Raw genomic sequence first — 22817 nt, forward strand, 5'->3', positions numbered from 1 at the left:
TGCCATTGCCAGCGCACCTGCCCCCGTAGCAGACCTGCGCGTCAGGTGTGAGCGAGCACATTGATCAGCTTGCCAAATGGGTCGCGAACATAGAAGCGCCGTACGCCCCATGGTTCGTCGACCGGGCCGTACTCGATGGGAATCCCTGCCGACTTTACGCGCTCAAGTGCAGCGACAATGTCGTCCACTTCGATCGAAAGATCCGGCGTCGGCGTGTCTGATCCGCCTTGTGAAGCGAAACTAATCTGCGCTTCCATCCTCTCCGATGACCCGTACGTGGCAATCCAGCCATGATCCATCAGCAGGTCGAGGCCAAATACTCTCCCGTAGAAGTCCTTCGCGTCGCCTACGGCTTGCGTGCTGATATTTGCAACGATGCGTTTGACTTTCATTGCGACCTCGATAGGCGTGTGGAGGGAAATATAGCGGGACACTACCATACGGCTTCGACCGCTCCCCCCCGGCAGCAGGCTGCGCCTATTGGAAAGGATGACATTCTTGAACAACTGCTTCTGGGTGAGGATTCAACCGGTCGATGCAACAGATAGCAGTTTGATGAAACCGATCAGCGGGAAGCGCCACCCCAATGCAGTCAGTCATCTCCCGGCTTCCGTTGTCGCAAGTAGGCAGCCATCGCAGCAAAGCGTCGACGCGTTTCCAACTCGAAGACCTTGGCCACGAATGGATCCAGAATGCGCCCCAACAGCTGTGGGCGTAGCTTGATGTTGAATGTGTAAATCAGCTCCGAGGCGCCATGACCAAGGTCACGGTGTCGCATCGAAGCGCCCCAGAATGCGAACAGGCCGGTAGGGGCAATGATGGTCGCTGCGGCAATTCTGGGAGGATCGTAGCTGACGAATTGCGTCCGCATGCCAAGAAGTTTCTTCCAGCCACGACCGAGATTCGTGGTGATGGCACCTACGTGGGGATGCGTCCCGCCGCCCTCCACATAAGCAACCGACAGCAATGTGTCCCATATCAACCGTTTCTCGTGATTATGGAAGGCCTCAAACGCTGCGGCGGCAGATGCCGGCATTGTAAGCACGATACGACGCTGAGCCATGATCAGGATTCTTCTATCGTTGCGTGGATTCCCCACTCGCGAAAGTGGGGTTCGAAATCCGTGAGCTACCTGAGACAGCCCGTAGATGATCGCAATACACTACAAGCGGCGAGCTTACCAGCAGCCCCCCGCTCTCACAGCCCTTAGTGTGCGGCATTGACCGGTTGAACCCACAGCCAACAGCGGCCGACGCGCTACGATCCGCTACAGTATCAATACAGCCGCATGACACTGGTACAGATGAACCACCGCCCTCAACAGCATCGAGCACAAGACCTCCTCACTTCCTATTTCTGGAGCGGCGACGGCATCCGCAGTCGATGCGTCAGTGACATCGTGTTATGCGGCACGGTCGACGTGCCTGTGCCCCCTGCACGCCTGCTTGCGGACTGGGCCAGGGAGATATCGTCCCGCATGGTCCTGGAACCCGGGGATGTCGAGGCAATGCCTTTGGCACGAGCGCGGGCGCGCTGGCCGGACTACGTGCACTGCGTGCAGGCGGCGTCCGATTGGGCGTGCGCGCTTGGACTGCCCGGGGTGCTTGCCGGCAGCGACGTCGCCCTCATGGCCTGCCGCGGCGCGAGGTACCACCATGATGGTGCGCAGTATGGCGGTGCGGCCTTTTGCAATCTCTTCCTGAGCGAAGACAGGGACCAGGACTTGCATTTTCCCTCGCTGGGTCTTCGAATTCCCCTGTCCCGGGGTACGGCGGTGATATTCGATACTTGCCAGCCCCATGGCGTGATTCAACGCCACAGCGGCAGTTTTAACGCGGCCGACTTTCCGCCCGACCAGGATTGCATCCAGCTATTCCTGACCTGGGAGCTTCCCATCGAAGATACCCATGTTGCGCACGCACTTCAGGTTGCCTTCGACACCGCCCCTTCGACCTCGTTGCCACTGAATGAAGAGCAAGTCTGGCTGAACGGTGCAAGGGCCGCTGTGTGCCCGGATTCTGGCCGGTGGTGCCGGGCCGCCTAATCGTCAGGGTCATGCAGCGGTTTGCCCTGACTGGGCGCACGGGTGCTGCCATCAACCGGACAGTCGCTCCGGATCCAAGGCATACAGCCCGCATGGCCCCTTGGACTCCCCTACTGCCTGCCAGACACAAGCCGCTCATTGCGCTCGGTCAGTGACTGGATCAGCCCATCCACCCCGCTTTGCTGAATCCTGTCGTTGAATTTCTGCCGGTAGGTCTGCACCAGCCAGGCGCCCAGCACGTTCAGGTCATACACGCGCCAGCCTTCCGGCGTCTTGTGCAGACGGTAATCGATCTGCACAGGCTGGCCGCTTTTCATATTGGTGGCGACCGTGCGCACCACCACATCCGTCTCGGCCGGCTCGATGCGCGACGGTGGATACTCGATCTGCTGGTCCGGGCGGAGTTGCGCGATAGCGCCGGCATAGGTGTGGATCAGCAGCAGCTTGAACTGCTCCACCACTTGTTGCTGCTGCGCCGGCGTCGCGGTGCGCCAGTAACGGCCCATGGCGAGCTGCGTGGTGCGGTTCAGATCGGTGTACGGAAGGATGTCCTTGTTCACGATCGTCGTGATGCGCTGGATATCGCCCGGCGCGACCGCGCGGGTGCGCACCTCACGCAGCAACTGCTGCGTCACGGTCTGGATCAGCGCCTGCGGCTTCGACTGGTCATCGACCTGGGCGCAGGCCGCACTGCCAAAGGCAAGCAAGGCCGAAACAACGGGAATCAGGAATACGTTCCTCATCGGTGGGAGTCCTGTCTGAATGTGCAGCCCGCATGTTAAAACAAAGCGCGTTGCGCTACACCCGCACGTCACCCGCCGCACCGCCAGCACGCTCCAACATCGTCCGTGCCCCCTTCAATATCTCCCTGGCCACATCCTGGTTGGCCACCGTGCGCGCCAGCATCAGCGCCCCGACGCACTGGGACATGACGCCCCAGGCCGCCTCCCCGCTCCCCAGCCTTACCGCCAGCTCCAGTTGCATGGCCACCATGCCATCCTCGCAGGCCTGGCGCGTGTCCGCATCGGCGCGGGCGATCTCCGCGCCCAGGCTGGGCAACGGGCAGCCCGTCTCCGGATGCCGCACATGGCCCATGGTGAGGTAGCAATCCAGCATCCTGGCCAGCCAGGCGCCATCGCCTGCCTCCCCGTCGGGCAGCAACAGCTCCCGGCTGCGCTGCAGCTCGCGCTCGATCACTTCGCGCAGCAATGCCTGCTTGGAATCGAAATGGCTGTAGAACGCCCCGCCGGTCAGACCGGCGGCGCCCATCAGCTGGTCAACGCCGGTCGACGCAAAGCCCTCGCGCTTGACCAGCGCGCCGCTGGCCTCCAGCACCCGCTCGCGGGTGGCAGCTTTGTGAGTTGCGGAATAACGCATTGCAGTTCCTGAGATTGTCCTGGGGCAGATGCCGCTTGACGCGACCCGCATTCATACCATAACGTTCGTTTAATAAACGATCGTTTATCTTATGCCGGATCCACTTCCGATGGAAGCGGCCAGCGTGGGCACGAACGCAGAAAGCCCGCCCGGCCATGGCCGGCGGATCATTCCAAGACTGGAGACAAGTCATGTCCAACAAGAAAGCCATCCTTGTGGTGGGTGCCGGCGACGCCACTGGCGGCGCGATTGCGCGCCGTTTTGCCCGCGAGGGCTATATCGCTTGCGTGACGCGCCGCAGCGCCGACAAGCTCACTCCGCTGGTCGAGCAGATCCGTGCAGAGGGCGGCGAGGCCTACGGCTTTGCCTGCGATGCCCGCAAGGAGGACGAGACGGTGGCGCTGATCGAGCGCATCGAGCGCGAGATCGCGCCGCTGGAGGTGGCAATCTTCAATATCGGCGCCAATGTACGGTTTTCCGTGCTGGAAACCACATCCCGCGTGTACTTCAAGGTCTGGGAGATGGCCTGCTTCGGCGGCTTCCTGATGGGGCGCGAGGCCGCCCGCGTGATGCTGCCGCGCGGGCACGGCTCGATTTTCTTCACCGGTGCAACCGCCAGCCTGCGCGGGCGCGATGGCATGAGCGCCTTTGCGGGCGCCAAGCATGCCCTGCGCGCGCTAGCCCAGAGCATGGCGCGAGAGCTGGGGCCGAAGAATATCCATGTGGCGCACCTGGTTGTGGACGCCGCCATCGACACCGATTTCATCCGCTCGAACTTCCCCGACCGCTACGCCACCAAGCAGGACGACGGCATCGTCAATCCGGAACACATCGCCGACACCTACTGGATGCTGCACCAGCAGCCGCGCGACGCGTGGACACACGAGCTAGATATCCGCCCGTGGATCGAGCCGTGGTAAGCGCTGCGGGCCAAAGCCTCAAAACCATGGAAGCCATGAAAGCCATGAAAGCCATCAGCAAAAAAACACCACAACAAGCGGAGACGACGACATGAGCAAGCAAGTGGAATTCTATTTTGACTTCGGCAGCCCGTATTCCTACCTGGCCTACAAGGAATTGCCGCGCGTGGCACAGCGCACCGGCGCGCAGATCGTATGGCGGCCCATCCTGCTGGGCGGCGTGTTCAAGGCCACCGGCAACCACAGCCCCGCGGAGATCCCCGCCAAGGGCCGCTGGTCGAAGACCGACACCGCGCGCTGGTCGCGCCGGTACGGTGCCAACCTGCAGCAGAATCCGCATTTCCCGGTCAACACGCTGGCGCTGATGCGCGCCGCGATCGGCTTCCAGTTGCAGGACGAAGCCGCGTTCCACCGCTATGTGGAGACAATCTTCGCCGCCATGTGGGAGCAGCAACGTAACCTGAACGACCCCGCCGAGATTGGCGCCGCGCTCACAGCCGCCGGGTTCGACGCGCGCCAGGTGCTGGCGATGATCGATGACCCGGCGGTGAAGGATGCGCTCAAGCAGGCCACCGAGGCCGCGGTAGCACGCGGCGTGTTCGGTGTCCCGAGCTTTTTCGTCGGCGACGAATTGTTCTGGGGCAATGACCGCCTGCTGTTTGTCGAGGAAGCGCTGGCCGCATAGCCGGCGCTATCCCTCGAAAGCGCGCGCCGTCAGAACGCCGGCAAGATCGCTCCCTTGAACTGCGTGGCCAGGAAGTCGCGCACTTCCTGCGACTGGTAGGCCGCCACCAGCGGCTTGACCCACGGCTTGTCCTTGTCCTGCGTGCGCACCGCGATCAGGTTGGCATAGGGGCCGCGCAGGTCTTCGGTGGCAATCGCATCCTTGGCCGGGCTGAGGCCGGCCTTGACCGCGTAGTCGGTATTGATGGAAGCCACGGCCAGGTCATCGAGCGAGCGCGGCAGGATGGCCGAGTCCAGTTCCACGATCTTCAGCTTGCGGGGATTGGACTTGATATCGAGCGGCGTGGCGTTCTTGCCGTTCTTGCCGGCGCCGTCGCGCAGCGTGACCAGGCCTTCTTTCTGCAACAGCAGCAGCGCGCGGTTGCCATTGGAGGGATCGTTCTGGATGCCCACCTTGGCGCCGTCCGGCAGTGCCTTCAGCGACTTGAGCTTCTTCGAGTAAAAGCCCATTGGCGCCACGTACGTCAGGCCGACATTGGCGATCTTGTAGCGCCGCGCCTCGATCTGGCTGTCGAGAAAGGGCTGGTGCTGGAAGCTGTTGGCGTCCAGGTCCCCGGCATCCAGCGCGGCATTCGGCTGCGCATAGTCGTTGAACTCGATGATCTTCACGTCCAGGCCGCTGCGCTTGGCCACGGTGCGCACGACCTCCCAGATCTGCGCGTCGGGACCGCTCATGGTGCCAAGGCGCACCACCTGGTCGGCGGCGTGCGCGGCCGGCAACACGATCATGGCGGCGGCCAGGGCGATGGATTTGAATAGACTACGGCGTTGCATGCAGGCTCCACACTCAGGGTTGCGGCTCTTCGCGCGCCGCGCCGATGCGCGGCGGCGCGCAAGCTGGCCGCTGTGATCAAGGCGCGACCGGCACTTGTGATGCCGGCTCGCTTGGCAGCGATGTTAGCGCCGCGGCCATGGGCAGGGAATGAAGGTGTTCGCCTATCGATATGCGTGGCGTGCGCGGCGCGGGCGCGCTCGGCTGCGGGTAGAATCGCGCTCCAGTTTCCTGCAGATATCCAGCCCGCCATGACGCAAACCCTTCCAGCATCGCCCGCCTGCGAGATTCTCTATGCCTTCACCGCAGCCGCGGGCACAGTACTGGAAATCAAGCGCCTCGGCTTGCCCGCCGATGCGCCGCGTTCGCGCAAATACCAGTGGCTGTGGATAGCCGCGGGCAATGGCCCGCAGCAAGCGCTGCCGTTGCAGTTTGTGTCGATGAGCCAGGGAGATTGCCAGGAGCGCGTGTTTGCCGAAGGCACGTTGCGTTTTGGCGAGCGGGATGCGGCAATGACGCTGCCGACGGGACAGACGCTGCATCTGCGGGCGTGCGCGGCGGATGCGGTCCCGCCCGATGTGGCGGCCCTGGTGGCGAGTTTTTTGGCTGCGGATTGAGCCAACCTCACTCGCCCAGAAACTCCGCCACCACTTCCAGCCCCTCCACATGGTCAGCCACCACCTTGGCGATCACGGCGATGGGAATCGCCAGCAGCACGCCCCAGGGGCCCCATAGCCAGGTGAAGAGCAGCAGCACGACGAACACCGCGACGGCGTTCATCTTGGCCATGCGCCCCGTCATCCAGGTGGTCACCAGCGCGCCGATCAGCGTGGCGACCAGCAGCGAGCCGCCTGCCGCCATGGCCGCCAGCGCGAAGTCGCCCGACTGCATGAAGGCGGCAAGCCCAATGCAAACCGCGATGAGCACCGCACCGAAGTAAGGCACCAGGTGCAACGCCGCGGCGGCCAGCGCCCACGTGCCGGCGTTCTCTACTTGCAGCCATTTCAGCAGGAACCAGGTCAGCACGCCCACCATGGCGTTGGTGACCAGCAGCATCACCATATAGCGCTGGATCTGCCGGTTGATCTCGTCGAGCATGTGCACGCTGATCTTCTTCTGCGACAGCGTGGTACCCGCCATCTTGATGAACTTGCGTTTGAACATGTCGCCGGACACCAGCATGAAGAAGGCGAGGAACAACACCACCGCGGCCTGCCCGGCGACGGCAAAGACGCCGACCGAACCTGCCAGCAGGATATTGTTGAGCGAATCCCCGGCGCGCTCCACCACGATCGGGGAGCCACGCACGGGCGGCCCTTGCCCGGTGCCGCCCAGCACCGTGGCCGCCCGCCGGATCTTTTGCACCATCGAGTCGTCTCCGCTGAGCAAGGCGCCCACGGAGCGCGACAGCTTGGTGGCCACTTCCGGCAAACGGTCGATCAGGCTAGCAACCTGATCCTGCAACAGGTATGCGCAGCAGACCACGCTGGCCAGCAGCGCCAGCAGCACCAGCGAGGCGCCGAGCACGCGCGGAATGCGCCGGCCGCACAGCACGGTGACCAGCGGATCGAGCATGTAGGCGACGACCACCGCCAGCACCACGGGGATCACGAAAGCGCTAGCCAGGTGCAGCGTGTAGAGCGACGCGAGCACCGCGAGGATGGTCAGTGGCATTTCGCCGCGCCTGGCCGGTACGGGAAGGTTTGCGGCCACCGCAGGCTGGGCCGCCGATGCGCCCGCAGCCGCGGCTTCAGGCGGCGCCGGCGGCTGGCTGGCTGCAGGAGCCCGCTGGCCTTCGCCGGCGCCGTCACTGGCATCCGCGGAGACAGACGACTGGCTAGCCACAGCGGGGCCGGCGTTCAGATCAGCCATTGGATTGCGGTTCCTGTCGTGATGGTCGCGTACGTGTCGCGTGAAGTGTCGCGTGAATGCCGGCGAGGCAATTGGCCTGTGCGCGCAGCGCGCGCCATGCTTCATCCAAGCATAGCCTTGCCTGCCGGCGTTTCTGTCGGAGAATGCCGCAAGCCTGTGTAGGACAACCACGGCTTGCCGTGCGGCGCGCGATGCACCACATTGAGAGAACACGGATGCGCCGCGAAAGTAACCTCCCTGCCAGTCATACAGACCTCCCAACCAGACAACCCAACCCGCAACGCGCCGTGGCCTGCGCTTTTTCCTGCTGCCCCTGCCATGACGAACTGACACATCCTCTGCCATGCAGATACTCGACGCGCGCGCCCGACTGGTGCTGAAACACCCGTGGCGCTTCGTACTGCGCACGCTCCGGCAATTCCGGGCCAACCAGGGCTTGCTGCTCGCGGGCGCGGTGGCGTACTACGCCCTGCTGTCGATCGTGCCCTTGCTGATCCTGATGGTGATCGCGCTGTCCCATGTGATCGACCCGGCATCGCTGCTGGCCACCTTGTCGCGCTACCTGGAATGGTTGCTGCCGGGACAATCCCGCGCGCTGGTGGGCGAGCTGGCCAGCTTCCTGGCGAACCGCGGGGTGATCGGCTGGGTGCTGCTGGCGAGCATGATCTTTTTCAGCTCGCTGGCGTTCACGGTGCTGGAGAACGCCATGTCGGTGATCTTTGTGCACCGGGTGGCGATCCGCCGCCGCCACTTCCTGGTATCGGCGGTGCTGCCGTACTGCTACATCGTCGTGCTCAGCGTCGGCCTGCTGCTGGTGACGGTGGTCTCGGGCAGCCTGCAGGCCTTAGGCGCGCGGCATGTGGAAGTGCTGGGCCACGACCTGTCACTCGACCGGGTCTCCGGCACCCTGCTCTACCTGCTCGGGCTGGCGGGGGAGATCCTGCTACTGGCCTCCCTCTACCTGGTGATGCCGGTGGGCCGCTTGTCTGTGCGCCATGCGCTGATCGGCGCGGTGAGCGCCGCGCTGCTGTGGGAGGTCTCGCGCCACGTGCTGGTCTGGTACTTCGCCACGTTGTCGCAGGTGAGCGTGGTGTATGGCTCGCTCACCACCGCGATTGTCGTGCTGCTGAGCCTGGAGATTGCCGCCACCTTGCTGCTGCTCGGAGCGCAGGTGATCGCGGAGTTCGAGCGCGGCGGCCTCGATGCGCAAGGGCAGGCGGAGGCGGAAACCGAAACCGAGACCTTTCACACCTGAGCCGCTGCGCACACGAGCCCAGGGCCCAGGGCTCAATGGCCAATCAGTGCAACGTCCCCAGCAGCTTCGGCAGCGAGGCAGAAAGCAGCGCCACGCCGGATGCGGTCAGCAGGCTCAGCACGATCCTGCGAAATGCGATCTCGCTGATGCCGATGTACAGCCGCGCGCCAAGGATGCTGGGCACCAGCATGGCCGGGCCCACCACCAGGAACATGGGCAGCATGTCGCGCGTGACGATGCCGGTGCCGACATAGGTCGCCATGGTCACCGCCAGCGTGGCCAGGTTGAAGTTCTGGATGATGGCGCGCTGCTCGTCCTTGGCCAGCCCGCGCAGGGTGCACCACAGCGTCGGGATGACGCCGGTAAAGCCGCCGATGCCGCCCATGATGCCCCCGGCCGCGCCGATCACGCCGTCAGCCACCCGCCCGCCGGCCCGGATGTGGGGTAGTTGCCTGGACATCAGCATCAGCGGACACCAGATGACCAGCAGCCCGCCCAGGCAAGCCTTGAACACACTGGGATTGAGCGCCGGCAAGATCGCCACGCCAATGGGAATGCCCAGGATGCCGCCGGCCACGAAGGGCAGCAACTGCCGAGGTGAAAAGCTGCGCCGCACCGTCACCGCCGCCACCACCTGGCCGGTCAGCGAGCCGAACACCGCCATCGCCGCGGCCAGGCGCGGCTCCACGGTCCAGACCCAGAAGGACATGGCCACCATGCCGAAGGCAAACCCGGACAAGCCTTGCACGAAGCCGGCCACGATGGCGCCCAGCGCCAGGATCAGGACAGGAAATTCCATCGGTAGCTCGAACGCCCGAAAGCCGGAAAGCCGGAAAGCCGCCCTATGCGGCACGAAAGCCGCAAACTATGCCGGGGATTGAGCGCTTTGTCACCTTCCGGTGGCCTTCGCGCCGCGTGCCTGCACGTCGAGCACCTTGGCCCGCGCCGCTTCGAAGCGCGCGCCCTCGGCAGCCAGCCAATCCTCCACCATGGCGATAGGCGGCGTCTGCCCATGCGCGCAGACGAAGAAGTAAGACGCCTGCGAGCGCGCATGGATGCCGAACAGGTCGACCAGCCGGCCGGCCTCGATATCTTCCAGCACCAGCGCCGAGCGCCCCATCGCGACGCCCTGCCCGGCCAGCGCCGCCCCCACGGCAAGCTGCGACAGGTTGAAGCGCTGGCCCGCGTCAAGTTCGCCCACCTCTGCCGCCACCCCCGCCACCTGCAGCCAGTGGCGCCATTCCTCGAAGGCTTGCGCGCCGTCCCACGGGCTCACGTCGTGCAGCAGCCAGGCCCCCCTCAGGTCCTGTGGCCTGCGCAACTCGGGATGCGCGGCCAGAAAGGCGGGGCTTGCCACCGGCAGCAGCCATTCGTCGAGAAACAGCCGGGCCTTGAGGTCGTCGTAGCCACCCAGGTCGAAGCGCACGGCGGCGTCAATGCCATCGCGTACCATCCGAGTGCGGTCCAGCGCGTGGAACTCGCCATAGACGCGCAGGCCCACCTCGGGGTGATCACGGAAAAAATCGCCCAGCCGCGGGGTCAGCCAGCGCATGGCAAACGACGGTGCGCAACTCAGCGCAATGGGGCCGGCCTCGCGCGGCTTGCGTAGCTGGGTGAGCGTGCCTTCGATGGCCTGGAAGGACTCGCGCAGCACAAAGCGCAACCGCTCGCCCTCGGGCGTCAGCACCAGCGCGCGCGGCGTGCGCAGGAACAAGGGCCGGTCCAGCCACTGCTCCAGCTGCTTCACCTGCTGGCTGACCGCGCCCTGCGTCACGCACAGTTCCGTGGCCGCGTGGGTGAAGTTGCAATGGCGCGCCGACGCCTCGAAGCAGCGCAGCCAGCTCAGCAAGGAAGACGATACCAAGGTGCTCATGACAAGGGGCTCATCAGTGGCCGCCGATACGCATGTCTGCTCTCAGCCAACAATTAGTAAAACTAATGCCTCACTAAATATAAATGGATTGCCAGCGAATCCGCGCAGGCCAACAATGAAGTCACCCAGGAACCCGCAGCAGCCTATCCCTTTCTGATGAACCAGCCTTTAGCCACGAACCCATCAACCGCAACCGGCCCGCACAATGCCGCAGCGCTGCGCGCCAGCCTGGCCGCCGCCACGCCGTTGTTCTGGTGCAATCCGGCGCGCGCCGGGACGCCGCCGCCCGTCCAGGCCGCCGGCGAGCATAGCATTAGTCTAGCTGATGTCGAGGCTGCACAGGCGCGCTTTGCCCGCTTTGCCCCGCTGCTATCGGCGCTGTTTCCCGAGCTGGCCGAGACCCATGGCGTCATCGAGTCGCCCCTGGTGGCCGCGGCGTCGATGCAGGCGGTCCTTGGGCTGCCACACAGCCAGGGCCAGCTGTGGGTCAAGGCAGACCACAGCCTGCCGGTGGCAGGCTCCATCAAGGCACGCGGCGGCATCCACGAGGTGCTGGAATTTGCCGAGAACCTGGCGCTGCGCCATGGCCTGCTTGGCCCTGGCCACAACGGGCCGGAGCATTACCTGGCACTGGGGGAGCCTGCGGCGCGCGCCTTGTTCGGGCGCTACCAGGTGGCGGTGGGTTCCACCGGCAACCTTGGCCTGAGCATTGGCGTGATGGCCTCGGCGCTGGGTTTTCGCGCGGCCGTGCATATGTCTTCGGATGCAAAGGCATGGAAGAAGGCGCGGCTGCGCAACCGTGGCGTGGAAGTCGTGGAGCATGCTGGCGACTACGAGGACGCCGTCGCCGCCGGCCGCCGCCAGGCGCAGCAGGACGAGTTCACCTACTTCGTGGACGACGAGCGCTCGCTGTCGCTGCTGCTCGGCTACAGCGCCGCGGCGCTGCACCTGCGCCAGCAACTCGCCGCGCACGCGATCCGCGTCGATGCCGCGCACCCGCTCTTCGTCTACCTGCCTTGCGGCGTGGGCGGCGCGCCGGCCGGCATCACCTTCGGCATGCGGCAACTGTTTGGGCCGCACGTGCACTGCGTGTTTGCCGAGCCGACTCAGTCGCCCTGCTTCCTGGTGCAGATGATGGCTGGCGCAGGCAATCCGTCCGTCTATGACTTTGGCCTGAGCAACCGCACGCAGGCCGACGGGCTAGCCGTGCCGCGCGCTTCGGAGCTGGCCGCTGCCGTCATGCGCCCGCTGCTGTCCGGCGTGTACACGGTGGCGGACGATACCCTGTTCGAGCACCTGGCCATGGCATGGCACACGCAAGGGCTGCGCATCGAACCCTCGGCCGCGGCCGGCTTCAGCGGGCCGCGCATGCTGTGCGAGAGCCCGGCGGGGCGCGACTACCTGGCCCGGCACCAGCTCGAAGCCGCGATGCCGCAAGCCACGCATCTGGTGTGGACCACCGGCGGGCTGTTCGTGCCGCCAGCGGAGTACCAAGGTTTTCTGGACCAGGCGGCCGCGCTCGCGGCCTGAGCCGCTCACCGCCAGCATCCATCCCCCCATCGTCGCACGCAGGAGAGTCAGCATGAAACCCGTCCATATCTTCAAGCTTGCATGCCTGGCCGCCTGTTGCCTGGCGGTGCCCGCCGGCAGCACGCTGGCCCAGGCCTACCCCACGCACCCGATCCAGATGGTGATCCCCTTCCCACCCGGCGGCGCGACCGATGTGATCGGCCGGCTGCTGGCCAAGAAGCTCGGCGACCACCTGGGCCAGACCGTGGTGATCGACAACCGGCCCGGCGCCGGCACCATCGTGGGCGCCGGCCTGGTGGCCAAGGCCGCGCCGGATGGCTACACGCTGCTGGTCAGCTCGGGCACCACATTCACGGTCAATCCGGCCATCCATCCCAAGCTGCCTTATGACCCGCTCAAGAGCTTCGAGCCGATCGGGCTGACCGGGCGCACCGGCCTGATCCTGCTGGCCAACCGCGATGTGCCGGTCAACAACCTCAAGCAGCTCGCGGCGGCGGTGAAGGCGACCCCCGGAAAATTCTCCTACGGCTCGTTCGGCACGGGTACCACCGCGCAGTTCGCCGGCGAGATGCTGCTGAACGATCTTGGCATCAAGATGCTGCACGTGCCCTACCGTGGCAGCTCGCCGGCCATGACCGACCTGATCGGCGGCCAGATCCCATTCTCGGTGGATACCGTCTCGGCCGCCGTGCCGCAGATCCGCGCCGGCAAGGTCAAGGCCATCGCGGTCACCACCGCCAAGCGCTCATCCTTGCTGCCCGACGTGCCCACCGTGGCGGAAAGCGGATACCCGGGTACCGATATGGATACCTGGCTGGCCGTGGTAGCGCCGCGCGGCCTGGCGCCCGAGGTGAAGGCGAAGCTGGAAAAGGCGCTGGCCGAGACCATGGCCGACCCGGACACGCGCAAGAAGCTGCTGGACAATGGCTTCGAGCCGTCCTACGGCACGGGCGCGGAGGTGACCGCGCTGATCACCAAGGAACTGCCGCGCATGCGCGCCATTGCGCAGCGTGCCAACATCACGGCGGACTGAGCGCACCCAAATGGCCCGTGGCGGGCTCGGTTTGACAGCGCCCGCCCCCAGCCCACATCATCGCAAGCACCGCCGCCCCCGAGGCGGCGCCACGCCCTCCAGAACGATCCGAGACAGCCCAAGACAGCCCGACATATGACGCTCCCCGACTCCACTTCCGCCACCCTGCAGCTTGGCGCCTGCGCCGTCGTCGGCCAGCCCGCGGCGGCCATCGACACGCCGGCGCTGATGCTCGACCTCGATGCCTTTGAGCGCAACCTGACGCAGATGCAGCAGGCCGCCGACCGCGCTGGCGTGCAACTGCGCCCGCATGCCAAGGCGCACAAATGCCCGGAGATAGCGCTGGCGCAGATCGCGCGCGGCGCGGTCGGCATCTGCTGCCAAAAGGTCAGCGAGGCGCTGCCCTTCGTGCAGGCCGGGGTCAGGGACATCCATATCAGCAACGAGATTGCCGGGGCGGCCAAGGCCGCGCTGCTGGCCCGCCTGGCGCTGCATGCACGGATGAGCGTTTGCGTGGATGACGCGCGCCAGGTCGCCGCGCTGGCGCAGGCCGCCGCGCAGGCCGGCAGCCGCATCGGGGTGTTCGTCGAGATCGACGTAGGCCAGGGACGCTGCGGCGTGGCCGACGCGCCTGCCGCGCTGCGCCTCGTCCAAGCCATCGGCGCGCACCCGCAACTAGCGTTCCGCGGCTTGCAGGCGTATCACGGCGGCATCCAGCATGTACGCGATTACGCTGCGCGCCGGCAGGCTGCGGCCGATGCCGCGGCGCGTACCGCCACCATCGTCGCCGAACTGGCCGAGGCCGGCGTGGCTTGCGCCACGGTGACGGGCGGCGGCAGCGGCAGCGTGGAGTTCGACCTGAAGAGCGGCGTCTATACCGAAATCCAGCCCGGCTCCTACATCTTCATGGACGCCGACTATGGCCGCAACGACTACAGCGGCGCACTGCGTTTCGAGCACAGCCTGTTTATCGCCACCACCGTGATGAGCGTGGCCGCGGCAACGCGGCCCTCGCCGCGCGTTGTGCTGGATGCGGGCCTGAAATCGATGGCGGTGGATTCGGGCCTGCCGCTGGTGTGGGGCGCCAATGCCCAGGACCACGCGCTGGCCTATGTGGCGGCCAACGACGAGCACGGCATCGTCGAGCCCGTGCCCGGCACCAGCGCCGCGGGCCTGCCGGGCCTCGGCAGCCAGGTGCTGCTGGTGCCTGGCCATTGCGACCCCACCCTCAACCTGTACGACGAGATCGTTGGCGTGCGCGGGCAGGCCGTGGCCTGCTTGTGGCCGGTGTCGGCGCGCGGGCTGAGCCGCTAGCGCGATCCGGATGCAACGCCGCCGCACCTGCCATGCCGGCGCGGCGCTTCCCCCTACCTGCCAGAGAATTCACCATGACCCAGACCGATAACCTGCTTGCCCAATCCGCCGTGGCGCTGCGCCGCCTGATCGGCAGCAAGGAGATCTCGCCCGTTGAGCTGCTTGAGGCGTGCATTGCCCGCATCGAGGCGGTCAACCCCTTTATCAACGCCATCACCGCCACCTGCTACGAGCGTGCCCGCGCAGAAGCCCGCGCGGCTGAGCGCGCCGTGCTCGACGGCGCGCCGCTGGGCCTGCTGCATGGCCTGCCGCTGGGCGTGAAGGACCTGGAAGCCACGGCCGGCCTGCTCACCACCTATGGCTCGCCGCTGTACCGCGACAACGTGCCCAGCGCCGACAACGTGCTGGTGGCCCGGCTGCGCGCGGCCGGCGCCATCGTCACCGGCAAGACCAACATCCCGGAGATGGGCGCGGGCGCCAACTCGCGCAACGCGGTGTGGGGCGCCACCGGCAACCCCTTCAACCCCAACCTGAATGCAGGGGGATCCTCGGGCGGCTCCGCTGCCGCGCTAGCGACCGACATGCTGCCGGTCTGCACCGGCTCGGACACCGGCGGCTCACTGCGCATCCCCGCCGCCAAATGCGGCGTGGTGGGCTTCCGCCCGTCGCCTGGCGTGGTGCCGAGCTCGCGCAAGCTGCTGGGCTGGACACCCATCTCCGTAGTCGGCCCGATGGGCCGCACCGTGGCCGATGCCTGCCTGCAACTGGCGGCCTCGGCCGGCGTCTCGGCCAGCGACCCGCTCACCTATGCGCTCGACCCGATGTCGTTCCTGCTGCCGGCCAATGTCGACCTGGGCTCGCTGCGGGTCGGCTGGACCGAGGATTTCGGCGTGTGCGCGGTCGACAACCAGATCCGGCAGGTCTTTCGCGACAAGATCGGCGCCATGCGTCACCTGTTCCGCAGTTGCGACGAGATCCAGTTCGACCTGGGCGAGGCGCACCGCTGTTTCGACGTGCTGCGCGCCGAGAGCTTTGTCGCCGGCATGCACGAGGCCTATCAGCGCGATCCGCAGAGCCTGGGCCCGAACACGCGCGCCAACTATGAGATGGGCGCGGCCATGTCGCTGGTCGACAGCGCCTGGGCGCAAGCCGAGCAGACCCGCATCCTGGGCCGCTTCCAGGCCGCCTTTGAAGACTACGACGTGATCCTGTCGCCAACCACGCCGGTGTCGCCGTTCCCGTGGACCAACCTCTACGCCGAGACCATCAACGGCGAAAAGCAGGAAAACTACTACCGCTGGCTGGCCCCTACCTATGTGGTCACGCTCACCACCCACCCCGCCATCAGCCTGCCCTGCGGCCTGGACCATGCCGGCATGCCGTTCGGGCTGCAGGTGGTGGGCCGCTTCCGCGCCGATCACCATACGCTGGGCGTGGCGCATGCCATGGAGCAAGCCTTTGCAGGGTCGGAGGCACTGCGCCGTCCGCTGCCGCGGCTGGACCAGTTGCGCGCGGCGCAGCCGGGCCTGAAGTCGATCGTCACCGCGCCGCCGGTGCTGGATGGCTCGTCGGGCGGTGCCGCTTCGGTCTCGGCCGTCTAGCGCAGCCGCTGCCGCCCGCGCGCGCGGCAACAACGTGACGTGAAGCGAACGCCCCCGGCAAGGACTCCGCCTGTGCAAGTCCCCGGGGGCTTTGCTTCGAGCGCTCAGGCGGCAGCCCGCCCGGCGACGGCTCGGCCGCTGAGCCGTCTTCCGAAACAAGACACCGCTCTCAAATCTGATCCGGTCTTTTTCTGAGCCGTTGCTTCTGTTATCCACCGCAAGCTACCGGTAGCATGTTGTCCATGGCATGCCGCCAATCTCCCAGCCTCACTGCTGCCCCATCCATGGACATCCCTGCATCAAACCCGGCCGCCTCGGCGGGTTTCCTTTTGCGAGCCACATCCCCCGGCCTTTCGCCCCCTCAGTCAGCCCACGAAAAAGAGCACCTCTATGCGCTCGGCCTGTGGTCTACTCTATGTACGCGTGCGCCTGAAACGCAACGTGAATGGACCGCCCCCGAACTGGCCGGCCAAGCCTGTTCCCAATGCCCCACGGAGATCACGACATGTTTGGCTTGAGCGCGCTCGACCTGGCACGGATCCAGTTCGGCTTCACGATTTCCTTCCATATCATCTTCCCAGCCATCACCATCGGCATGGCGAGCTACCTCGCCGTGCTGGAAGGCTGCTGGCTGCGCACGCAAAACACGGTCTACCGCGATCTCTATCACTTCTGGTCCAAGATCTTTGCCGTCAACTTCGGCATGGGCGTGGTCTCGGGGCTGGTGATGGCGTACCAGTTCGGCACCAACTGGAGTTTCTTCTCGGACTTCGCCGGCAGCGTGACCGGCCCCTTGCTGGCCTACGAGGTGCTGACCGCGTTCTTCCTGGAGGCCGGCTTCCTGGGCGTGATGCTGTTCGGCTGGAGCCGGGTCGGCCCCGGCCTGCATTTCTTCGCCACGCTGATGGTGGCGCTCGGCACCCTGATCTCGGCCACGTGGATCCTGGCCTCCAATAGCTGGATGCAAACCCCGCAGGGCTACGAGATCGTCGATGGCCGGGTGGTGCCGGTGGACTGGCTGGCGGTGATCTTCAACCCGTCGTTCCCCTACCGCCTCTTGCATATGAGCGTGGCGGCCTTCCTCGCCACCGCGCTGTTCGTGGGCGCCTCCGCCGCCTGGCACCTGCTGCGCCGGCGCGACAATCCGGCCATCCGCAAGATGCTGTCGATGGCCATGTGGATGCTGCTGATCGTGGCCCCGATCCAGGCCGTCATTGGCGACATGCACGGCATCAACACGCTCAAGCACCAGCCGGCCAAGATCGCCGCGCTCGAAGGCCACTGGGAAAACCGCGGCGACGAACCGCTGCCGCTGATCGTGTTCGGCTGGCCCGACATGGCGCGCGAGGAAACCCGCTTCGCGGTGGAAATCCCGCGCCTGGGCAGCCTTATCCTCACCCATAGCCTGGATGGCCAGATCCAGGGCCTGAAAGAGTTCGCGCCGCAGGACCGCCCCAACTCCACCATCATCTTCTGGAGCTTCCGCGTGATGGTGGGCCTGGGCATGCTGATGATCCTGCTCGGCCTCTGGAGCCTGCTGCTGCGCCGGGGCGGCAAGCTGTTCCACGCGCGCGCGTTCCTGCGCATGGCGCTATGGATGGGCCCGACCGGGTTGATCGCGATCCTGGCCGGCTGGTTCACCACCGAGATCGGGCGCCAGCCGTGGGTCGTCTACGGCGTGATGCGCACCGCCGACGCGGTCTCGCCGCACGGCGTGCCGGAACTGGCGTTCTCGCTCGCGCTGTTCGTGGTGGCTTATTTCTTCGTCTTCGGCGTGGGCATCGCCTACATGATGCGGCTGGTACGCAAGGGCCCGGTCGAGCATGAGGGCGATCCGGAACCCGACGGCGGACACGCTGTGGAAGGCACGCCGGCGCGACCGCTCTCCGCGGTGGACGATCCAGGCGATGTGCCTGGCGCGGTCGCTTCCACCAACCGCCTGGCCGATAGCAGGAGCTGATCATCATGGGCATCGACCTCTCTCTGATCTGGGCCGTCATCATCTTCTTTGGCGTGATGATGTATGTGGTGATGGACGGTTTCGACCTGGGCATCGGCATGCTGTATCCCTTCGTGCCGGACCGCCATGACCGCGACGTCATGATGAACACGGTGGCACCCGTGTGGGACGGCAACGAGACCTGGCTGGTGCTGGGCGGCGCGGGCCTGCTGGCCGCGTTTCCGCTGGCCTACTCGGTGGTGCTCAGCGCGCTCTACCTGCCGCTGATCTTCATGCTGCTGGGGCTGATCTTTCGCGGCGTGGCGTTCGAGTTCCGCTTCAAGGCCAATGACCGCGAGCGCCACGTCTGGGACAAGGCGTTTATCTGCGGCTCGCTGGTGGCGGCGTTCTTCCAGGGCGTTTCGCTGGGTGCGTATATCGACGGCATCAAGGTGACCGGGCGCACCTTCTCGGGCGGCCCGCTGGACTGGCTGCAGCCCTTCCCGCTGTTCTGCGGCATTGGCGTGGTGGTGGCGTACACCGTGCTGGGCAGCACCTGGCTGATCATGAAAACCGAAGGCAAGCTGCATGAGCGCATGCTGGAGCTCACCGGCAAGCTGGCCTGGGTGTTGCTGGCTGTCATCGCGGTCATCAGCATCTGGACGCCGCTGTCGCAGCCGCGCATTGCCGAGCGCTGGTTCAGCCTGCCCAACCTGTTCTGGTTCTCGCCGGTGCCGCTGCTGGTGGCGTTTGCCATGTACCGGCTGATCCGCTCGTTGCAGCAGCATGCGCACCTGGCGCCGTTCATGTACACGCTGGCGCTGGTCTTCCTGGGCTATAGCGGGCTGGCGATCAGCGTATGGCCGAATATCGTGCCGCCGGATATCTCGATCTGGGACGCCTCCTCGCCAGCGCAAAGCCAGGGCTTTGCGCTGGTGGGCGCGCTGTTCATCATTCCCTTCATCCTGATGTACACGGTGTGGGCCTATTACGTGTTCCGAGGCAAGGTGAAACACGGCGAGGGCTATCACTGATGCCAGCGACGCAGCACCGCCGGCGACCGCCGGATGATGCGCCCAGGCCGTGGCTCAAGCGGGTCGGCTGGATGGTGCTGATCTGGGTGGCCAGCGTGGCCGCGCTGGGCGTGGCGGCTTTACTGCTGCGCCTGCTGATGCGGCTGGCAGGCATGCATAGCTGAGGGGCGTTTGCGGCCCGGCGCCCCGGCATCTGCGGGGCGCGATCCTTTGACCGTTGACCGTTGACCGTTGACCTTTGATCCTTGACCCTCAGCGGCTCACGCCGAAAGTCCACCATCCACGCCAATGCTCTGGCCGTGGATAAAGCGCCCGGCTGGCGATGCCAGCAACACCGCCAGCCCCGCTACATCCTTCGCCTCACCGATCCGCCGCATGGGAATTGCGGCGGCCAGGCGTGCCTCCTGTTCGGGGTTACCCCATAGCGCCTCGCGCGAGAACTCCGTGCGCACCGGCCCGGGGTTGATCGCATTCACGTTGATCCCCTTCGGCCCGAGCTCCAGCGCCAGGCTGCGCACCGCTCCGTCCGTTGCGGCCTTGGTGATGCTGTACATGCCGAGCATGGCCGAGCCGCGCTTGGCGGCGATGCTCGACATGAAGATGACGGCACCGTCACCACGCTCGATCATCTGCGGCGCCAACGCATTGACCAGCACCAGGTTGCCTCGCACATTGCCCGCCATGGCCTGCTCGAACACTTCCGGGCCCTGGCTCAGCAGCGCGCCCGCCGTGCCGCTGCCCGCCGCGTTCAGCACCAGCGCATCCACGCGGCCGTAGGCGTCCAGCGCTTGCCTGGCAAACGCCTGGACGCTCTCCACGTTGCCGATATCGCAAGCGATGCCCTTGGCCTTGAAGCCCTCGCCCTCCAGTGCGGCCGCTACCGCCTGGGAAGCGGCCTGGTCACGGCCGGATACCACGAGCGCGGCGCCGGAGGCGCCCAGCGCGCGGGCCATTTCCAGGCCCATGCCCTTGGTGGAGCCGGTGATGACGGCAACGCGGCCGGTGAGATCGAACAGGTTCTGCATGACGGATTCTCCTGATACAGAGGAAAAGAAAAGCGACGCTGCCCGCATCTGCGATGCCGCGCGGCGACGCCGGTTTAAATGATGACCAACATCTATTGAATAAATTATGGTCGTCATATAAAATCCGGTCAAGCAAAGTTTCAGCAGGAGAGATCAATATGGCGCGCGCATCACGAGAGCAGGCCGACAAGCATAGGGAAGCCATCGAGCAGGCCTCCTCCAAGCTATTCCGCGAGCGCGGCCTGAACGGCGTGAGCGTGGCCGAACTGATGGCCGGCGCCGGCCTCACGCACGGTGGCTTCTATGGGCACTTCTCGTCCAAGGACGCGCTAGCCGCGCTGGCGAGCAAGCGCGCCTTCGAGGAATCCGCGCGGCGCTGGTCGCGCCGCATCGAACGCGCCAAAGGCGACAAGCAAGCGATGCGCGCCAACCTGGTGGAGGCCTACCTCACCACGGCGCATTGCGCCAACCGCGGCGAAGGCTGCGCGGCGGTGGCACTCGCTGGAGACATTGCCCGCGAGCCGGCGGACAAGCCGGTGCGCCAGGTCTATATCGACGGCTTCAAGGTCATGGTCGATGACTGGATGAAGACGGTCGAGCACGCCGACCCGGCCGAGCGCCGCAAGCTGGCGCTGGGACAACTGGCCATGCTGGTGGGCGCCATGACGCTGGCACGTGCCACCGAAGGCGATGCCATCTCCGAAGACATCCTGGCCGCGGCGCGCGACATGCTCCTGGGCCCGAATCCGCAGTAACAGCAAGGGCCAGCGCCCCAAGACAAACCAAACGCCCCCCCCGGAACCCGACCCATGTTCGCTCAAGCACTTTCCAGCCGGCTCGACCGGCGCGGCATCCACTACGCGTGGCTGATCGCCGCCATCACCTTCTGCGTGATGCTCACCACCTCGGCCGCACTCGGCCTGCCCGGCGCCTTCCTCAAGCCGCTGACGCGCGAGATGGGCTGGGACACGGATCAGATCTCATCCATCCTCGCGTTTCGCTTTGCGCTGTTCGGCCTGATGGCCCCGTTCTCGGCGATCCTGATGGAGCGTTTCGGCGTGCGCAACGTGGTGTGGGCCGCGCTGGCGCTGATTGCCGGCGGCATGGCGCTGGCCACTGCGGCCACCGAGCTGTGGCAGTTGTTCATTGCCTGGGGCCTGATGCTCGGCATTGGCTCTGGCCTGACCGCGCTGGTGCTCGCGGCCGTGGTCGCCAGCCGCTGGTTCAGCGCGCGCCGCGGGCTGGTGATCGGCATCCTGACCGCCAGTTCGGCCACCGGCCAGTTGGCGTTCCTGCCCGTGGCCGCCTGGCTGATCGAACATATGGGCTGGCGCATCGCGGTGCTGCCGGTGCTGGGCGCCTGCGCGGTGCTGGCCGTGCTGGTGTTCTGCTTCATGCGCAACCGTCCCGCCGATGTGGGCCTGGCTGCGTTCGGTGAAGTGCCAGTGCACGTGCAAGCCGCGCCGGCACCGACCAGCGCGCCCGCGCCGCTGACCTTGCGCGGGCCCTTCGTGGTGCTGCGCGACGCCGCCCGCAACCAGACCTTCTGGATCCTGGCCGGCACCTTCTTCATCTGCGGGCTAAGCACCAACGGCCTGATCCAGACGCACTTCATCTCGCTGTGCGCGGACTTCGGCATGGCCGCCGTGCCGGCCGCCGGCGCGCTGGCGATGATGGGCGCGTTCGACTTTGTCGGCACCATTCTCTCGGGCTGGCTGTCGGACCGCTATGACTGCCGCAAGCTGCTGTTCTGGTATTACGGCCTGCGCGGCCTGTCGCTGTTCTGGCTGCCCCACTCCACGTTCACGCTGTACGGCTTGTCCATCTTTGCCATGTTCTATGGCCTGGACTGGATCGCCACGGTGCCGCCCACGGTCAGGCTGGCAGGCTCGGTATTCGGCAAGGAGCGTGCGCCGATGGTGTTCGGCTGGATCTTTGCCGCCCACCAGGTCGGCGCCGCCACGGCTGCGTTTGGCGCGGGTCTTACCCGTACCTTGCTGCTGACCTATACACCGGCGCTGTACGCCGCAGGCGCGGCGTGCGTGGTGGCCGCGCTGCTGGCGTTGATGGTCCGCCGCCCGAGCACGCAGCCTAGCGGTGCGGCCCCGCAGGCAGCCAAGGCCTGACATTCGCGGCGCTCGCCGCCGCTGCGTTGCCCACGTCGCCATGACAAGGGCAACGCAGCACGTTTGATCCCCGCACTACATCCCGCCTTACGCCTCGCTTCCTCTCCCTTCGTCGTCCTCCGCGGTCATTCCTGGCGCCGCGCTTTCCTCGTTTTTTCGTCCCCCAACCCGCCATCCAGGCAGGGCCTGTGCCTCTGCTCGCCTGTCCCATCAAGAATGCAAATGGGCGCATCAGCATTCTTTGCCTCCCTGTCACCCGCATGACAACCCCTTTTTTTACTCTGCCAACGCGTCACGGGGAGCGTGATCGGACGCGCCGCCGGAGCGGCGCGCCGCGTTGGACAACAGAAAAGAGGAA

23 protein-coding genes are annotated in these 22817 nt (G+C 66.0%); 14 read left to right on the forward strand and 9 right to left on the reverse strand.

Annotated features, from left to right (window positions below; all coding sequences use genetic code 11):
* Positions 1-41: 41 nt before the first annotated feature.
* Both AC1Q7Q_RS04330 and AC1Q7Q_RS04335 read right to left on the reverse strand, forming a co-directional pair.
* Positions 42-392, reverse strand: coding sequence for a VOC family protein (locus tag AC1Q7Q_RS04330; protein WP_492371972.1), 351 nt, complete (start codon positions 390-392; stop codon positions 42-44).
* A gap of 200 nt (positions 393-592) precedes the next feature.
* The gene (locus AC1Q7Q_RS04335) at positions 593-1063 is read right to left on the reverse strand and encodes an SRPBCC family protein (RefSeq protein WP_492371973.1); all 471 of its coding nucleotides are present in this window, start codon (positions 1061-1063) and stop codon (positions 593-595) included.
* 225 nt (positions 1064-1288) lie between these two features.
* On the opposite strand from AC1Q7Q_RS04335, the gene AC1Q7Q_RS04340 reads away from it, so the two are divergent.
* Positions 1289-2044, forward strand: coding sequence for a hypothetical protein (locus AC1Q7Q_RS04340; protein WP_492371974.1), 756 nt, complete (start codon positions 1289-1291; stop codon positions 2042-2044).
* A 110-nt stretch (positions 2045-2154) separates the two neighbouring features.
* Here the strand turns inward: AC1Q7Q_RS04340 and AC1Q7Q_RS04345 are convergent, their stop codons facing one another.
* Positions 2155-2787: an MlaC/ttg2D family ABC transporter substrate-binding protein gene (locus AC1Q7Q_RS04345; RefSeq protein WP_492371975.1), complete on the reverse strand. Its 633-nt coding sequence runs from the start codon at positions 2785-2787 to the stop codon at positions 2155-2157.
* 55 nt (positions 2788-2842) lie between these two features.
* Positions 2843-3421: a TetR/AcrR family transcriptional regulator gene (locus AC1Q7Q_RS04350; protein ID WP_492371976.1), complete on the reverse strand. Its 579-nt coding sequence runs from the start codon at positions 3419-3421 to the stop codon at positions 2843-2845.
* A 191-nt stretch (positions 3422-3612) separates the two neighbouring features.
* Here AC1Q7Q_RS04350 and AC1Q7Q_RS04355 point away from each other — a divergent pair, with 191 nt between their 5' ends.
* Together AC1Q7Q_RS04355 and AC1Q7Q_RS04360 are read left to right on the forward strand one after the other, a co-directional pair.
* Positions 3613-4341 (forward strand): SDR family oxidoreductase, encoded by a 729-nt coding sequence (locus AC1Q7Q_RS04355; protein WP_150985585.1) that lies wholly within the window; start codon positions 3613-3615, stop codon positions 4339-4341.
* A 91-nt stretch (positions 4342-4432) separates the two neighbouring features.
* Entirely contained in the window at positions 4433-5026 is a 594-nt protein-coding gene (locus AC1Q7Q_RS04360) for a 2-hydroxychromene-2-carboxylate isomerase (protein WP_492371977.1), read from the forward strand.
* Between the two features lie 29 nt (positions 5027-5055).
* Here the strand turns inward: AC1Q7Q_RS04360 and AC1Q7Q_RS04365 are convergent, their stop codons facing one another.
* A complete protein-coding gene (locus tag AC1Q7Q_RS04365) occupies positions 5056-5859 on the reverse strand; it encodes a MetQ/NlpA family ABC transporter substrate-binding protein (RefSeq protein ID WP_492371978.1) in 804 nt (267 codons plus the stop codon).
* Positions 5860-6108: 249 nt separating this feature from the next.
* On the opposite strand from AC1Q7Q_RS04365, the gene AC1Q7Q_RS04370 reads away from it, so the two are divergent.
* Entirely contained in the window at positions 6109-6474 is a 366-nt protein-coding gene (locus AC1Q7Q_RS04370) for a hypothetical protein (protein WP_492371979.1), read from the forward strand.
* Between the two features lie 7 nt (positions 6475-6481).
* On the opposite strand, the gene AC1Q7Q_RS04375 is transcribed toward AC1Q7Q_RS04370, so the two are convergent.
* Positions 6482-7729 carry an AI-2E family transporter gene (locus tag AC1Q7Q_RS04375; RefSeq protein ID WP_492371980.1) on the reverse strand — a complete coding sequence of 416 codons (1248 nt, stop codon included), beginning with the start codon at positions 7727-7729 and terminating at the stop codon, positions 6482-6484.
* A 343-nt stretch (positions 7730-8072) separates the two neighbouring features.
* Here AC1Q7Q_RS04375 and AC1Q7Q_RS04380 point away from each other — a divergent pair, with 343 nt between their 5' ends.
* Positions 8073-8984 (forward strand): YihY/virulence factor BrkB family protein, encoded by a 912-nt coding sequence (locus AC1Q7Q_RS04380; RefSeq protein WP_492371981.1) that lies wholly within the window; start codon positions 8073-8075, stop codon positions 8982-8984.
* A 43-nt stretch (positions 8985-9027) separates the two neighbouring features.
* Here the strand turns inward: AC1Q7Q_RS04380 and AC1Q7Q_RS04385 are convergent, their stop codons facing one another.
* Positions 9028-9783, reverse strand: a complete 756-nt coding sequence (locus AC1Q7Q_RS04385; protein ID WP_492371982.1) for a sulfite exporter TauE/SafE family protein — start codon at positions 9781-9783, stop codon at positions 9028-9030.
* Positions 9784-9873: 90 nt separating this feature from the next.
* Positions 9874-10857: a LysR substrate-binding domain-containing protein gene (locus tag AC1Q7Q_RS04390; protein WP_492371983.1), complete on the reverse strand. Its 984-nt coding sequence runs from the start codon at positions 10855-10857 to the stop codon at positions 9874-9876.
* A 156-nt stretch (positions 10858-11013) separates the two neighbouring features.
* Here AC1Q7Q_RS04390 and dsdA point away from each other — a divergent pair, with 156 nt between their 5' ends.
* The 7 genes from dsdA to AC1Q7Q_RS04425 all read left to right on the forward strand — a co-directional run bounded on the left by dsdA (position 11014) and on the right by AC1Q7Q_RS04425 (position 19472).
* The gene (gene dsdA, locus AC1Q7Q_RS04395; protein ID WP_492371984.1) at positions 11014-12387 is read left to right on the forward strand and encodes a D-serine ammonia-lyase; all 1374 of its coding nucleotides are present in this window, start codon (positions 11014-11016) and stop codon (positions 12385-12387) included.
* A gap of 52 nt (positions 12388-12439) precedes the next feature.
* The gene (locus tag AC1Q7Q_RS04400) at positions 12440-13420 is read left to right on the forward strand and encodes a Bug family tripartite tricarboxylate transporter substrate binding protein (RefSeq protein WP_492371985.1); all 981 of its coding nucleotides are present in this window, start codon (positions 12440-12442) and stop codon (positions 13418-13420) included.
* 135 nt (positions 13421-13555) lie between these two features.
* Entirely contained in the window at positions 13556-14734 is a 1179-nt protein-coding gene (locus AC1Q7Q_RS04405) for a DSD1 family PLP-dependent enzyme (protein WP_492371986.1), read from the forward strand.
* 74 nt (positions 14735-14808) lie between these two features.
* A complete protein-coding gene (locus AC1Q7Q_RS04410; RefSeq protein ID WP_492371987.1) occupies positions 14809-16335 on the forward strand; it encodes an amidase in 1527 nt (508 codons plus the stop codon).
* A 505-nt stretch (positions 16336-16840) separates the two neighbouring features.
* Positions 16841-18295, forward strand: coding sequence for a cytochrome ubiquinol oxidase subunit I (locus AC1Q7Q_RS04415; RefSeq protein ID WP_492371988.1), 1455 nt, complete (start codon positions 16841-16843; stop codon positions 18293-18295).
* 5 nt (positions 18296-18300) lie between these two features.
* Entirely contained in the window at positions 18301-19308 is a 1008-nt protein-coding gene (gene cydB, locus AC1Q7Q_RS04420; protein WP_492371989.1) for a cytochrome d ubiquinol oxidase subunit II, read from the forward strand.
* Positions 19308-19472 (forward strand): DUF2474 domain-containing protein, encoded by a 165-nt coding sequence (locus tag AC1Q7Q_RS04425; RefSeq protein WP_492371990.1) that lies wholly within the window; start codon positions 19308-19310, stop codon positions 19470-19472. Before cydB ends, AC1Q7Q_RS04425 begins: the two co-directional genes overlap by 1 nt.
* A 96-nt stretch (positions 19473-19568) precedes the next feature.
* Here AC1Q7Q_RS04425 and AC1Q7Q_RS04430 read toward each other — a convergent pair whose 3' ends face one another.
* Complete coding sequence (locus AC1Q7Q_RS04430) at positions 19569-20333, reverse strand: SDR family NAD(P)-dependent oxidoreductase (protein ID WP_174423665.1); 765 nt, start codon at positions 20331-20333, stop codon at positions 19569-19571.
* Positions 20334-20491: 158 nt separating this feature from the next.
* Here AC1Q7Q_RS04430 and AC1Q7Q_RS04435 point away from each other — a divergent pair, with 158 nt between their 5' ends.
* Positions 20492-21088, forward strand: coding sequence for a TetR/AcrR family transcriptional regulator (locus AC1Q7Q_RS04435; protein ID WP_492371991.1), 597 nt, complete (start codon positions 20492-20494; stop codon positions 21086-21088).
* 54 nt (positions 21089-21142) lie between these two features.
* Positions 21143-22459 carry an MFS transporter gene (locus AC1Q7Q_RS04440; protein ID WP_492371992.1) on the forward strand — a complete coding sequence of 439 codons (1317 nt, stop codon included), beginning with the start codon at positions 21143-21145 and terminating at the stop codon, positions 22457-22459.
* Positions 22460-22817 lie beyond the last annotated feature (358 nt).

The sequence above is a fragment of the Cupriavidus sp. GW823-FHT07A04 genome (genome assembly GCF_058794615.1).